The sequence below is a fragment of the Synechococcus sp. W60.3 genome (assembly GCF_047502615.1).
Classification (GTDB): Bacteria; Cyanobacteriota; Cyanobacteriia; order Thermostichales; family Thermostichaceae; genus Thermostichus.
Window position 1 is genome coordinate 52,909 of record NZ_JANSHJ010000005.1, and the last position, 14,178, is coordinate 67,086.

Sequence of the window (14,178 nt, forward strand, 5' to 3'; positions counted from 1 at the left end):
CCTTCTGCAAACGCTTCTCCACCCACAATACTCCTGCCAGCCAAGACTCGATCTGCCGGCAAGGGATCCCTGCCTTAACCGATGGAAAAAACCTGATCCAGACTCAACTCTCCAGCCAGGATCCCTGGGATCCCAACTTTTTCCTTGGGGGTGTAAGCCTCTCTTTTCTGGTAAACTCCCGACCCTGTTGGCAAGCTGTAAGCCTCTAGGCAGTTCTCCTGCAAGTTCAAGATCCAGTAGTTGGGGATCCCGGCTTTGGCGTAGAGTCCGAGTTTGACTTCCCGATCATAGGTAAGGGAAGAATCAGCCACTTCGATGATGAGATAGATGTCTTCGGGCTGAGGATGCCGAGAGCGGTACTCATCCTGCTGAAAGCGCACAATGGCAAAGTCGGGCTCTGGCTCGTGATTGGGGGGCAGTTGCACCGGATCCTGGGTGCGCACAATAGCTTGCTCCTGCACAAGGCCCACCAACAGTCGGTACAGGCGGCTACAGTAGGCGGCGTGCCTCTCCCCTTTCGTCATCTTTTGAACCAGGAGCCCGTCAATCAGCTCCAACTGATTGGGCTCTTCAATCTGTCCAGACTCAATTAGTCGATGAAACTCCTCAAAGGTATATCGCCTGATATAGGGATCCAATCGGGCGGCTAGAGTCATCGACCAAACTCATCAGACCCTAAACTTCATATCACCACTCTACCAACTCACAAAAAAGGGATCCCTGGACCAGCCGAGGGATCCCTATTCAGCAGGTTATGGGCTTGCTACCCCGACTGAGAGGCTGTCGAGGCGATAACAAAGGCCGCGTAGGTCAACACGTAACCCACCGTGAAGTGAGCCAGACCCACCAGACGACCTTGGACAATCGACATGGCCACCGGCTTGTCTTTCCAGCGGATCAGCTTGGCCAAGGGAGTGCGCTCATGCGCCCACACCAAGGTCTCGATCAGCTCTTGCCAGTAGCCGCGCCAGGAGATCAGGAACATGAACCCAGTTGCCCACACCAGGTGGCCGAACAGGAACATCCAGGCCCAAACCGCCAGGTTATTCATCCCGTAGGGGTTGTAGCCGTTGATCAACTGGGCGGAGTTGGCCCAGAGGTAATCCCGCAGCCAGCCCATCAGGTAGGTGGAGTTCTCGTTGAACTGGGCAGTGTTGCCGCTCCAAACCCCAAGCTGCTTCCAGTGCCAGTAGAAGGTGACCCAGCCGATGGTGTTCAGCATCCAGAACATGGCCAGGTAGAAGGCATCCCAGGCGGAGATGTCGCAGGTGCCGCCCCGACCCGGGCCATCGCAGGGGAAGCTGTAGCCGAAGTCTTTTTTATCCGGCATCAGCTTAGAGCCGCGAGCATCCAACGCACCTTTCACCAGGATCAAGGTGGTGGTGTGCAAGCCCAGCGCAATGGCGTGGTGCACCAGGAAGTCACCCGGGCCAATGGGCAGGAACAGGGATCCATTGGGATCGTTGATGGCCTGCAGCCAGCCCGGCAGCCACACGTTGCCGTAGTTGGGCCAAGCGGTAGAAGCAAGGCTGTCGGGGTTGGACAACAACACATCCATGCCGTAGATCATCTTGCCGTGAGAGGCCTGGATGAACTGAGCAAACACCGGCTCGATCAAGATCTGCTTCTCCGGCGTGCCAAAGGCCTGCATGACGTCGTTGTGGACGTACAGCCCCAGGGTGTGGAAGCCCAGGAACAGCGATACCCAGCTGAGGTGGGAGATAATCGCTTCCTTGTGATCCAGCACCCGCGCCAGCACGTTGTTCTTGTTGGCCTCAGGATCGTAGTCCCGCACCAGGAAGATGGCCCCGTGGGCAAACGCCCCCACCATCAAGAAGCCAGCAATGTACTGGTGATGGGTGTAAAGAGCCGCCTCCGTGGTGTGATCCATGGACATGAACACGTAGGGGTTAAGGGCGTACATGTGCTGCGCCACCAGCGAGGTCACCACCCCCAGACAGGCCAGAGCCAAAGCCAACTGGAAATGCAGGGAGTTGTTGACCGTGTCGTAGAGACCTTTGTGGCCTTCTCCCAGCAGGCCTCCGAAGGGAGTGCCCTTGGGGGGGTTGTGGGCGCCAAGGATCTCCCGGATGCTATGGCCAATGCCCCAGTTGGTGCGGTACATGTGGCCGGCCACGATGAAGATCACCGCGATGGCCAGGTGGTGGTGGGCCATGTCCGTCAGCCACAGGGACTGGGTGTTGGGGTTAAAGCCACCCAAGAAAGTGAGGATGGCCGTGCCCGCCCCTTCTGCCGTGCCCCAGACATGGTTGGCCGTGTCCGGGTTCTGGGCATACACCCCCCAGTTGAGGGTAAAGAAGGGCTTCAGACCTGCCGGGTGGGGCAGAGTGGTAAGGAAGTTGTCCCAGCCTACGTGCTGCCCGCGGGACTCGGGGATGGCGACATGCACCAAGTGACCGGTCCAAGCCAGGGAGCTGACCCCAAACAAGCCGGCCAGGTGGTGGTTGAGGCGGGCTTCAGCGTTCTTGAACCAGCTCAGGCTGGGGCGGAAACGGGGCTGTAGGTGCAGCCAGCCGGCAAACAGAAACACCGCCGCCAACAACAACAGGCCGATGGCACCGGCGTAGAGATCGCCGTTGGTGCGCAGGCCAATGGTGTTGAACCAGTAGTACAGGCCAGAGTAGGCCGCGTTGACGGGGCCGCCGCCCCCCGGTTGGGTAAAGGCTTCCACCGCTGCCTTGCCAAAGTGGGGATCCCAGATGGCGTGGGCGATGGGGGTGACACCCATGGGGTTGGCTACCCATTGCTCATAGTTGCCTTGCCAGGCGATGTGGAAGACGTTGCCGGAGGCCCACAGGAAGATGATTGCCAGATGGCCAAAGTGGGTGGCGAACAGCTTTTGGTAAAGCCGCTCCTCCGTCATGCCATCGTGGGTCTCGAAGTCGTGGGCGGTGGCAATGCCATACCACAGCCGACGCGTGGTGGGATCGCTGGCCAGGTCTTGGCTGAATTGGGGAAAACGAGTTGCAGTTGTCATGATTCTCTCTTCCTCCTTGCCTTAGCCGAGTGCGCCGAACCGTGCCAGGAAGAACGCCCAGGTGGTGACGATCCCTCCCAACAGGTAGTGGGCCACACCGACCGCCCGACCCTGAATGATGCTCAGAGCGCGGGGTTGAATGGCCGGAGCGACTTTTAGCTTGTTGTGGGCCCAAACGATGGACTCAATCAGCTCCTGCCAGTAGCCGCGACCGCTGAACAGGAACATCAGGCTGAAGGCCCAGACAAAGTGAGCGCCCAAGAAGAGCAGCCCATAAGCCGACAGAGCCGAGCCGTAGGAGTTGATCACCTGCACCGATTGCGCCCACAGGAAGTCCCGCAACCAGCCGTTGATGTTAATGGCGCTGGTGGCAAAGTTGCCGCCGGTGATGTGCTCAATCGTGCCATCGGCGTTGACGGTGCCCCAGATGTCGCTCTGCATCTTCCAGCTGAAGTGGAAGATCACGATGGAGATGCAGTTGTACATCCAGAACAGCCCCAGGAACACGTGATCCCAGCCGGAGACCTGGCAGGTGCCGCCGCGGCCCGGGCCATCGCAGGGGAAGCGGAAGCCCAATTTGCCTTTGTCCGGGATCAACCGGGAAGAGCGGGCAAACAACACCCCCTTGAGCAGGATCAGCACCGTAATGTGGATGGTCATGGCGTGGATGTGGTGCACCATGAAGTCCGCCGTGCCCAACACCATCGGCATCATCGACACCTTGCCGCCCACAGCCACCACGTCGCCGCCGAAGATGGGGCTGACCGAAGCGCCCACATAGGGAGCGGTGCTGGCGATGGCCTTAGTGTGCAGGGATTGAATCCACTGGGCAAAGATGGGCTGCAGTTGGATGCCGGTGTCCGAGAACATGTCCTGCGGACGGCCCAGGGCCTGCATCGTGTCGTTGTGGACGTAGAAGCCAAAGGCGTGGAAGCCCAAGAACAGACACACCCAGTTGAGGTGGCTGATGATGGCGTCGCGGTGGCGCAATACCCGATCCAACACGTTGTTGCGGTTCACCGCCGGGTCATAGTCGCGAACCATGTAGATGGCCCCGTGGGCAGCGCCGCCAACGATAAACAGGCCCCCTATCCACATGTGGTGGGTAAACAGGGAGATCTGGGTGGCGTAGTCGATGCCCATGTAGGGGTAGGGGTTCATGGCGTACATGTGCTGGGCCACGATGATGCTCAGGGATCCCACCATGGCCAAGTTAATGGCCAGTTGGGCGTGCCAGGAGCTGGTCAGCACTTCGTAGAGACCCTTGTGGCCCTCGCCGGTGAAGGGGCCCTTGTGGGCTTCCAGGATCTCTTTGATGGAGTGGCCGATGCCCCAGTTGGTGCGGTACATGTGGCCGGCCACGATAAAGAGCACGGCAATGGCCAGGTGGTGGTGGGCCTGATCCGTCAGCCAGAGGGCGCCCGTTTGCGGATCCAGGCCACCCTTGAAGGTGAGGAACTCCGCGTACTTGCCCCAGTCCAACGTAAAGAAAGGCACCACCCCGCTGAAGAGGCCCCAATCCACGCTGGGGAACATCTCCTTCATCAGGGCCGGCTTGAGGATGAACTCGTGGGGCAGAGGGATCTGAGCCGCCGGCACGCCCGCATCCAACATCTTGTTGATGGGGATGGCCACGTGGATTTGGTGACCGGCCCAGGCCAGCGAGCCCAGCCCCAGCAGGCCCGCCAGGTGGTGGTTGAGCATCGACTCCACGTTTTGGAACCACTCCAGCTTGGGAGCCCGCTTGTGGTAGTGGAACCAGCCGGCGAACAGGCAGAGGCCAGCCATCACCAGACCGCCGATAGCGGTGCAGAGGAGTTGAAACTCATTGGTGATGCCGGCAGCTCGCCAGAGGTGGAATAGACCCGACGTGATGCGGATCCCTTCAAAGCCGCCGCCCACATCGCCGTTGAGGATCTCCTGGCCGAAGATGGGCCAGACCACTTGGGCGCTGGGCTTGATGTTAATCGGATCCGCCAGCCAAGCAGAATAGTTGGAGAACTGAGCTCCGTGGTAGTACATGCCGCTCAGCCAGACAAAGACCACCGCCAGGTGGCCGAAGTGAGCGGAGAAGATCTTCCGAGAGACGTCTTCTAAGTCGCTGGTGTGACTGTCGAAGTCATGAGCAAGAGCATGGAGGTTCCAGATCCAGGTCGTGGTCTTGGGCCCACGCGCCAGGCTGCGATCGAAGTGCCCCGGCTTGGCCCACTTCTCAAATGAGGTGGGGACCGGATCGATATCCACCGAAACCTTGACCTTTGGCTCTCGCTCCTTTGGCGTAGTTGTCATCAAGAACTCCTCTCTTGCGACAAGGAACGAAGCGCTCCCGCCTGTCTGCAGCCGTGAAGCTCGGGGATCTCTCCCAAGGCGGGATTTACCTGGCATTATAGGTCAGCCTTTGTAACCCCCCCGTCGCTTCACAATAATTAAACCAGGGATCCCTTGCCCTATCGGAGTTAGGGTTGCTTGGCAATCGTTTCTCCAATAAAGATGTAAATATATGTAACGAACTTTCACCAACCCAAGCTGTGCCCATGAAAGGTTGGAACTGGGCAACAGGCAGCCCGGCGGGGCGGCGCCTAGCTCTAGGGGTGGCAACCCGAGCAAAGCCGCAAATGGCCGGGAAGGGATCCCTATATCTAGTTGAGCACTGAGGTTTGTCTGCTAAACTGTGGGCAATTTGCTGGCAGGTTCGGGCGATGGCCACTTCCACCTGCACCTTTTTGCACCTGGCCGATGTGCATCTGGGCTACGACCGCTACAACAGCCCGGAGCGGAGCAAAGATTTCTTTTTGGCCTTTCGGGATGTGGTGCGCCGCCATGCCATCCAGAACCCGGTGGATTTTGTCCTCATTGCCGGGGATCTGTTTGAGCACCGGCAAATTCAGCCCGGTGTCCTCAACCAAGCCCAGATTGTCTTGCGGGAGCTGAAGCAGGCCGGGATCCCCGTCTTGGCCATTGAGGGCAACCACGACAGCCGCCCCTACGGTGTCAAGACCAGTTGGCTGCGCTACCTGGCCGATCACGGCGACCTGATCCTGCTGGAGCCGGAAGCAGGCGAGGAGGGTTTAGAGCTGCGCCCCTGGTCAGGTGGGCGGGGGGGCTATCTGGATCTGCCCTGTGGGGTGCGGGTGATCGGATCCCAGTGGTATGGGTCGGCGGCCCCCAAGTCGATTGAGCAGTTGGCGGCGGCCATTCGCCGGTTGCCCCCTGGCCCTGAGCGGGTGGTGCTCATGTTCCACCACGGCCTGGAAGGCCAAATTGCTCGCTACCAGGGCGCCTTGCGCTACCGGGATCTGCTGCCTTTGCGGGAGGCAGGGGTGGGCTATTTAGCCTTGGGACATATCCACAAAAGCTATACAGAAGAAGGCTGGATCTTCAATCCGGGATCCCTGGAGGCTAACAGTACTGCCGAGTGGGACTTTCCGCGGGGAGCCTACCGCGTCCGCTGGGGAGAGGGCCCGCCTCAGGCTGAGCTGGTGCAGGACTACTACCGGCGGCCTCACCGACGGATCTCTCTTGAGGCCAAGGGCCGGGAAACGCCCGAAGAGATTGCTGCAGCCGCAATTGCCTTGGCCAAGGGATCCGACCTTCCCGAAGGTGGGCCAGCGCCAATGGTGGAGTTTCGGCTGGCGGGGCAGGTGGGCTTTGCCAAGCACGAGTTGGATAGCCGCGCCCTGCAGCAGCAGATTCAGCAGCTTACCGGTGCCCTGCTGGTTCTCTTCCGCTTCGAAGCCACTACTTTGGAGATCGGGTCGGCTGCTCTTTCCCTCGAAGAAGAAGGGCGCAGGCTGCAAATTGAAGAGAAAATCTACATTGAAGAGAAAATCTACAGGGATCTGCTGAGCAGCCATGCCCACTACCGCAAGCGCAGCGAAGAGCTGGCACGGTTACTCTTAGATCTCAAAGAGAAAATCTTAGATGAGCAAGGCGAAGCGGAAGTGTACGCTCACCTGAGCGGCGCCTTTCTGGGGGAAGAAGACTGACCATGCGGATCCTCTCTTTGGCTCTGCAGAACTTCAAGTCTCATGAGGACGCCTTCTTCGAGTTTGAGCCCGGTATCAACGCCATTTGTGGAGAAAATGGAGCAGGCAAAACCAGCATTCTAGAGGCCATCGCCTGGGTTTTGTTTGACTACTGCCCCTACAACCAAGAAGAACTCATCCGCACAGGGGCCAGCGATGCGGTGGCTACTGTCCAGTTTATCTCCCAGTGGGATCAGCGCACCTACGACGTTCGCCGCAGTGTCAGGCAGGGATATCGCCTCTTCGATCCGCAATTGAAGCAGCGCCTAGATTACGAGCGCAAGGCAGATGTGCTAGCGTGGCTGAGGCAACATTTGGGTGTGCCCGCCGGTACTGATTTGGCGCGGCTCTTTGCTACAACGATTGGGGTGCCCCAGGGCACTTTCACAGCAGATTTTCTCAAAACCAGTCGGGAGCGGAAAGAAGTTTTCGACCGCATCTTGAAGGTAGAAGAGTACCAGCAAGTTGCAAAGGATCTGCTGGCAGTTGAAAAATACAGCGAGGCGCAAGTTCTGGCCGTCAAGCATCAAATTGAGCTGCTCCATCAACAGATGCAAGACTGGGATCCGCTGCAAGTAGAGCAGCAGAGAATCGAGCAAGAACTGAGCCACTGGCAGGAGCGCTTAAGCCACCATACCCATACCTTGGCCGAGGTGAAGCTGGAGCTGGAGCGGCTGGAGAAGCTGCTTGAGCAAATCCAAACGCTCGACCGGCAAATTGCTCAACTGGAGCAAGAGGGATCCCTGCTGGCAGTAGCCCTTGAGCAAGCCGAAAAGCTGTGGGCAGAGGCCCAGCGAGCGCAGGCACAACAACAGCACCACCAAGAGGGATCTCAGCGCTTTTTGGCCATAGAAGATCGGTTGCGGGAGCTGGAAAAGCAACGGCAGCAGCGCCTGGAGTGGCTGAAGCGGCGGGAGGCCCTGCTCTCGCAAAAGCAGAACCTCGAAAACCAACTGGCGAGGCTGCAGGAAAAACTCAGCCAACAACAGCGCTGCAAGCAGGAGCTAGAGGAGCTGGCTCCCCAAATTCAAGCCCAAGAGGAGCTAGAGCGCCGGCAAAGCCATTGGGCTCAGCAGCTCGACACCTTGCTCCAACTGCACCGCGAATGGGAGCAGCTTCAGGGAGAATGGTCAGCCCACGCCGGGCGCTGTCAACTGCTGCAAAGCCGCGTCCAAGAGGCTGAACAGGCGCAGGCCATCTGTCAACAGCACGAATCGGCCTACAGGCGTTATCTGGAGTTGGAGGCTTGGGTGGCAGAGCAAGAGGCGTTGCGACGAACACGGCAGACCTTGACAGCTCAGCGGGAAACTTTACGGCAGCAGCTCCACCAACTCCAACTGCGAGAATCTGAGTATCGACAGCAGCTCCAACTCTTCCAGAAAATCGAGGAGGAAAAGCTACACCTGCAAACGCTCTGCGAAAAGCAAACCGTCCTGGAACAACGGTACTCTCAAATTGGCCAGAAGTTGGCCTCTTTTCAGGCCCTGCGCCTAGAGCTAAGACAGAGAGAAACAGAACAGGAACAGGGCCGGGCCCAGTTGGAACAGTTGCGGCTGCAGCTTCGACAGCGACAGGCCGATCGAGAGCACGTAGCCAAGATTCCCCTCCTGGAGGCTCAACAAGAGCGACTGCAAACTCAGCTCAGCCGCCTAGCCGCGGCGCGGCAATTTCAGCGGGAACTCCAAGCCCTTTTCGAGCAGGGCTCTCACCAACTGGCCCAGCACAACCGCAGCATTCAAACTCTTGTGGAGGAGCTGGCCGCTTGCCAACAGAGTTATCCGCAACTCCAACCTCTATGGCAGCGGATCCCGCAAGTTCTGGCCCAGTCTTCAGCCCTCAGCCAACAGTTACTGCAATCCATCCAACAAATCCTACAGGATCTTTCCCCCCAAACTTGCGAGCCTCAGCTACGCCAGCAACTGGCTGATATCCAGGAGCAACTCAAGACTTTGCAGCCCCTGCTGGGCTTAACGGCGCAGATTCCCGAGTTAGAAGCTCAAATTCAACAGTTGCTGCAATGGCAAAACGAACGCCAGAGCAAAATTGAGGATCTTCAGTGGAGCCTCGAGGCAGAGCCAGACTTTCTTCGGCAACAACAGGAAATTGGCCAAGCGCTGCAGGCACTGGGGGATCCCAGGGGGCAAATCCAGCGCCTGGAAAAGGAGCTCAACAATAAGCCGAGAGTTGAGCAAGAGTACCAGCAAGTTGTAGCCAGCATCCAGCAACTTCAACAACAGATACAAGCCCTAGAGCAGCAGCTTCAGCCCCTTGCCGATCTAGACGAGAGAATTGCCGCTTTACGGGAGGAGCAGAGTTGCCATCGCAACAGCTATGAAACCGTTATCCGTATGCAACCACTTGTCCAAAGTTTGCCACAACGAAAAGATGAACTGCAAACAGCTCAGTTGGCTCTAGAACAGATCCAGCAAGCTAAGCAGGAAAAACAAGCCCAAATTGATCGCTGGGAGAAAATAGAGGGATCCAAAGATTACCTGCAAGCCCAAATTGTAAAAGCCGCCGAAACCTTGAAGTCCCTGGGGGATCCGAGAAGCCGGGCTGAGTGGCTGAAAGCGGAGCTCAAGCTGGAAAGACAGTACCTGCAAACGCAGGCAGGTTGCCTACAGCAAATCCAGGATTTGGAGGCAGCACTCCGCCCCCTCGAGGAAGCGCTGCTGCAAACCGAACACCTGGATCGAGAGCTGGGATCCCTGCAAGAACAGCGCGAACACTACCGAGCGGATCACGAGCAATATCTAGGTCTGGAGCCTATTGCCAAACTGCTCCCCCAACGAGAACGGAAGCTCAGTGAACTGAAGGCGCAACAGCAAGCATTGCAAACCCAACTGTCCCAATTGCGGGCACAGCGGGATCCTTTGGCTTCCCTCTATCAGCCTCAGGAGCACCAACGTCTGCGCTCCCTTTTGCAGGCCACCGAAATTCAAAAGGCCGAGGCTCAAGCTCGCCTGGAAAGCCTTGCCCCTCAACTACAGAAAATCCAGGAAAGGTTACAGCAACTGGAGCGGGTGAGAGAAACCTTAAAACAAGTCGAGACGCAACGAATCGAGAAAGAGCGTCTGCATCGCTTCATTAAGTTTAGCCGAGATACCTACAAAAAGGCTGGCCCTCAAATTACCCAATACTATCTACAGCAGATCAACAACATTGCCGATCACCTCTTCCGGGAAATCCTCAACCGCCCCAATGTTGCCCTCACCTGGGAGGCCGACTACGAGATCCGCGTTCAAGAGGGAGGCGGCCCCAAACGACGTTTTGCCAGCCTTTCTGGAGGAGAGCAGATGTCGGCAGCTCTGGCAGTTCGCCTAGCCTTGCTCAAGGTGTTAGGACAGTTGGATATTGCCTTCTTCGACGAGCCCACCACCAACATGGACGCCCAGCGCCGACAGCGATTGGCCGAGTCCATTACCAATTTGCGCTCTTTTGAGCAGCTATTTGTGATCAGCCACGACGATACCTTTGAGCAAGTAACGGAGAACATCATTCGGGTGGAGAGGCACGCTGGCTCTGGCCAGATGAGGAGGGATCCCACCTATGGTATTTAGAGCTGACCGGGTTCTGGCAGTATTGCAGCAAAAGCGGGAGGCTTTCGTCACTTTTGATCAAGGGCTATCGGAGCGCAGAGAGGGATATCGGCAGGCCATGGAAAGATTGTGCCAGTGGTCGAGCGCAGAGATTGCCGAAAAAATAGCGCCCTTGGACTTTCCGGGTGCTCTACCTACTCAAGAGTGGGATCTTTACTCCAGTTGGTCAGTTCCTTTTGAACAGGCATGGACTAGCCATGAGGAAAGCGATGAATGGGCAAGGTCGATTATTAAAAATATTTCCACCTTTGCAGTAGATGGATCCCAAATCTATCCCAGCAAGGATCTGTCAATTCCGGTGGCCTTGGTGCAGATCGGCTGGTATGAGAATCATCACTGTGCCCAAGGCCTGTACGAAAAAGATATTCAAGTCGATGTACTGACTCCAAAGGATTTGGGATCCGATAGCAGCGGCGAGCCCAAAGAGCGCGTCGTCAACATGCGTCGCTTCCAAATGGAAACAGAAAAGCTGGTGGAATATATCCGGGGAGCTCAGCCTGGATCCCGAAAGTTGGCCTTTTTAGATGGGGCTCTGGTGGCTACCTTTGCGGAAGCCCTTGAGCCAGAAAGCCGAGATTTCTACGTACAATGTTTACTCCAGGTGCTGCGGGCCAGCGAGCAAAACCAGATCCCTGTTGTGGCCTACATCGACACTACCTATACCTCAGATCTGGTGACATTGCTGCGGCATTGCTTCGATCTTCCTGAAGCTCCTCAGCTTCACGATGCCCAACTCCTCAGCCCGTGGCTGGAGTGGGGGGAGCGCACCCCTTTTTTTATCTGTGCTCGCGGCGGCAGCCTTAACCCTCAAGATGGGATCCTCAACTCTTACCAAGAAATGCGAGAGCGAGTGGGATTTGTTTATTTGCGCACCAACGACAACTTTCCGGCCCGGCTGGAGATACCGGTTTGGGTTTACGAGGCAGGACTTTTGGACTGGGTCGTGGATCTGGTGCGCTGCGAGGTCATCATTGGTAGAGGCTATCCCTATGTGTTAGAGACAGCCGATCAAATAGCCGTTATTCGCAATGAGGATCGCAACCTTTTCCTGCGCCTGATGCAAGATTGGGCAAGCCGCGAGAAGCTCAACCTCAGGTTATCTCGGAAAACGGTGAGTAAACTGCAGCGGAGGCGAGTCCGATGAGATTGGGCAAGGTGGTTCGCTCCAACAATCACTGCGACTACGTAGTGCAGGTGGATGACGCCCTAGAAGTCAAAAATCCTCCCTCTCCTGATGACTATGGCTTTGGCAGCTTTGTTAAGCTGGAGAATGATCAACGGCACTGGGCTGTAGGTCTGGTCTATAACACCCAAATTGTAAACCCGCTCTTTCTCAACTCCGGCCCGCGCCTCTCCAGCCAGCCGGATCCCTATTTTTCCCCCGATTTACAAAACGAGGTGCGCACGCTGCTTTCGGTGGTTCTCATCGGAGCTTTGGACGAAGAGCGGGGCTGTGGCCGGCAAGGGATCCCGCGCGTGGTGGTGCCTGTGAACACGCCCGTTTTTCGCATGAGCCAAGAAGAAATCCTACGTTTTCACCAAGATTCCCAAGGTCAAACCCAATTTTCGTATTATGGATTGCTCTTGAGCAGCGGCGGCAACTTTGCCGACCACCTTGTTTATCAAGTCTTGAATGATATCATACCCATGTTTTCCGATCCGGCTCAACGGCGGGCCCTGCAAATTCTAAGCAAAGAACTGGCCTGGAAAATGACCGTAGGAGCGATGCGCTGATGACCAAAAAAACTGTAGGGATCGCCCAGTCTCTTGACAATGGACACTATCCAAAAGCTGTCTTCTCCTCCGATGAAGAGGCCCCAGAAGTAATCGGCACTGTCAAGGGCCCCGGTGAAACCTCCAACCAGTATGTTTTTATCACCTCCAATACCCAAGCTGTAAGAGTAGGCGATTTTGTCTACTATGAGGTTCAGGATACCCAGTCCCAAACCCTGAAAATTCTCGGCAAGATCAGGCAAGTCCAGCTCTTGGATCACATTCCCGATCGCATCTTTGCCGACACCGAGATCGATCCCAGCACCATTGTGGCTTTGGTGGGCTTTACCCACCCCAACCCGGAAATCTACGCAGTTACCGTCGAGGTCATCGGCTATTTTCACCGCGCCATGGGCTTTATTAACCCCCGTCGCCCTCCGGATCCCGGTGCCAAAGTCTTTTTGGCCTCCAATCGTCTGCTGAAATCGATTTTGAACAAACGAGATGAAACAGCCGTTGGGGGCGCTCACTTGGGCAGCCTGTTGTTGCGCGACGAGGGAGCGGTGCCCGTGGTGCTGGATGTCAAGGAAATGGTTAGCACCCATCTGGCTATTTTGGCGGGGACGGGATCCGGAAAATCCTACACGGCGGGGGTCTTGATTGAAGAGCTGATGTTGCCCAAAAACCGGGCTGCTGTTCTCATTTTTGATCCCCATGGGGAATACCATACACTGGCAGAGATGCAGTCCCACCCCAAGTTTTTGGGCGAAGACGGCTACCGCCCTAAGGTTAAGGTTCTCTCCCCACAGGAAATCAAGATCCGCGTGTCTTCTCTCAACTTTTTCGATATCCTTACCCTCTTGCCGGAGACCACCGACCGGCAGAAATCTTTCCTAGAGAAAGCTTTCCGCAAGGTTACCCAGTTCAATCCACTACGTTGGACAATTCGGGATCTGATCGACACCGTCAACGAAGAAGATTCGGCAGAGGACGGATCCCGGGGATCCTCAGCCGCTGCTTTGGAGTGGAAGCTAGAGCAGATCGATCGCTCTCCCTACTTTAGCAATGTGGAACACCTGGCCCCCAAGGATTTGTTTGAGCCAGGGCAGGTAACCATTTTGCAGATGCACGAGATTAGCCAGGAAGAGCAGCAAGTCATTGCCGCCGCCATCCTGCGCCAGGCCAATTACGCCCGCATTAACACCCATAAAGGCAAGATCCAACCGGGGGATGAAAATTACCTGCCCTATCCTGTTTTTATCTTGTTGGAAGAGGCCCATCGCTTTGCCCCTGCCCACGAGCCCTCCCGCTGCAAGCAGGTGTTGCGCACCATTCTCAGCGAAGGGCGGAAGTTTGGCTTAGGAGTAGGTCTAATCACGCAACGCCCCGGCAAGCTGGACTCGGACATTCTATCGCAATGCATGAGCCAATTTTTGATGCGAATTGTCAACCCTTCCGATCAAGAAAATCTGCGCCACAGTGTTGAGGCTGCCGGACGGGATTTGTTACAGGAATTGCCGGCTTTGAGCAAGGGTCAGGTGATTGTCTCCGGCGTGTGTGTCAATACCCCTGTTCTGTGTAAAGTACGGCAGCGCTACACCCAGCATGGTGGCGAAACACTTGATATCCTCGGCTTGTGGCAAAATCACTTTCAGCCCCACCGACGACAGGATCGCGTAGCCCAATCTGCCCCTCTCAGGCCACGTTCTCAGCCTCAGGTGGTCGAGGGATTGAGCATTGACTAGAGATCGTTAAAAGCTGGGGTCAATTGGCAGCCGGCTATCCTGTCTATAAACGCTGAGCCAAAAAAATCTATGCAGCTTAGAATGGTTCATGTCCATGT

At 56.7% G+C, this 14,178-nt stretch carries 8 protein-coding genes; 5 read left to right on the forward strand and 3 right to left on the reverse strand.

All coding sequences use genetic code 11. The features are described from left to right. Positions 1-74: 74 nt before the first annotated feature. From NW846_RS03005 to psaA, 3 genes are all read right to left on the reverse strand, one after another. Positions 75-656 carry a Uma2 family endonuclease gene (locus NW846_RS03005; RefSeq protein WP_414515277.1) on the reverse strand — a complete coding sequence of 194 codons (582 nt, stop codon included), beginning with the start codon at positions 654-656 and terminating at the stop codon, positions 75-77. A gap of 107 nt (positions 657-763) precedes the next feature. Next, positions 764-2,998, reverse strand: a complete 2,235-nt coding sequence (gene psaB, locus NW846_RS03010; protein ID WP_414515279.1) for a photosystem I core protein PsaB — start codon at positions 2,996-2,998, stop codon at positions 764-766. 21 nt (positions 2,999-3,019) lie between these two features. Beyond that, the gene (psaA, locus tag NW846_RS03015) at positions 3,020-5,287 is read right to left on the reverse strand and encodes a photosystem I core protein PsaA (RefSeq protein ID WP_414515281.1); all 2,268 of its coding nucleotides are present in this window, start codon (positions 5,285-5,287) and stop codon (positions 3,020-3,022) included. 410 nt (positions 5,288-5,697) lie between these two features. On the opposite strand from psaA, the gene NW846_RS03020 reads away from it, so the two are divergent. From NW846_RS03020 to NW846_RS03040, 5 genes are all read left to right on the forward strand, one after another. Then, entirely contained in the window at positions 5,698-6,984 is a 1,287-nt protein-coding gene (locus tag NW846_RS03020) for a metallophosphoesterase family protein (RefSeq protein WP_414515283.1), read from the forward strand. A 2-nt stretch (positions 6,985-6,986) separates the two neighbouring features. Next, positions 6,987-10,583 carry an AAA family ATPase gene (locus NW846_RS03025; RefSeq protein ID WP_011431312.1) on the forward strand — a complete coding sequence of 1,199 codons (3,597 nt, stop codon included), beginning with the start codon at positions 6,987-6,989 and terminating at the stop codon, positions 10,581-10,583. Between the two features lie 97 nt (positions 10,584-10,680). Beyond that, a complete protein-coding gene (locus NW846_RS03030; RefSeq protein ID WP_228375337.1) occupies positions 10,681-11,766 on the forward strand; it encodes a DNA double-strand break repair nuclease NurA in 1,086 nt (361 codons plus the stop codon). Next, the gene (locus NW846_RS03035) at positions 11,763-12,356 is read left to right on the forward strand and encodes a hypothetical protein (RefSeq protein ID WP_414515285.1); all 594 of its coding nucleotides are present in this window, start codon (positions 11,763-11,765) and stop codon (positions 12,354-12,356) included. Before NW846_RS03030 ends, NW846_RS03035 begins: the two co-directional genes overlap by 4 nt. Beyond that, positions 12,356-14,080 carry an ATP-binding protein gene (locus NW846_RS03040; RefSeq protein WP_011431309.1) on the forward strand — a complete coding sequence of 575 codons (1,725 nt, stop codon included), beginning with the start codon at positions 12,356-12,358 and terminating at the stop codon, positions 14,078-14,080. The genes NW846_RS03035 and NW846_RS03040 overlap by 1 nt, the downstream gene beginning before the upstream one ends. Positions 14,081-14,178: the final 98 nt, after the last annotated feature.

What these genes read in the sequence shown, in the direction of transcription:
- NW846_RS03005 (WP_414515277.1), bottom strand. Translation starts at nt 656, where the DNA reads ATGACTCTAGCCGCCCGATTGGATCCCTATATCAGGCGATATACCTTT.
- psaB (WP_414515279.1), bottom strand. Translation starts at nt 2,998, where the DNA reads ATGACAACTGCAACTCGTTTTCCCCAATTCAGCCAAGACCTGGCCAGC.
- psaA (WP_414515281.1), bottom strand. Translation starts at nt 5,287, where the DNA reads ATGACAACTACGCCAAAGGAGCGAGAGCCAAAGGTCAAGGTTTCGGTG.
- NW846_RS03020 (WP_414515283.1), top strand. Translation starts at nt 5,698, where the DNA reads ATGGCCACTTCCACCTGCACCTTTTTGCACCTGGCCGATGTGCATCTG.
- NW846_RS03025 (WP_011431312.1), top strand. Translation starts at nt 6,987, where the DNA reads ATGCGGATCCTCTCTTTGGCTCTGCAGAACTTCAAGTCTCATGAGGAC.
- NW846_RS03030 (WP_228375337.1), top strand. Translation starts at nt 10,681, where the DNA reads ATGGAAAGATTGTGCCAGTGGTCGAGCGCAGAGATTGCCGAAAAAATA.
- NW846_RS03035 (WP_414515285.1), top strand. Translation starts at nt 11,763, where the DNA reads ATGAGATTGGGCAAGGTGGTTCGCTCCAACAATCACTGCGACTACGTA.
- NW846_RS03040 (WP_011431309.1), top strand. Translation starts at nt 12,356, where the DNA reads ATGACCAAAAAAACTGTAGGGATCGCCCAGTCTCTTGACAATGGACAC.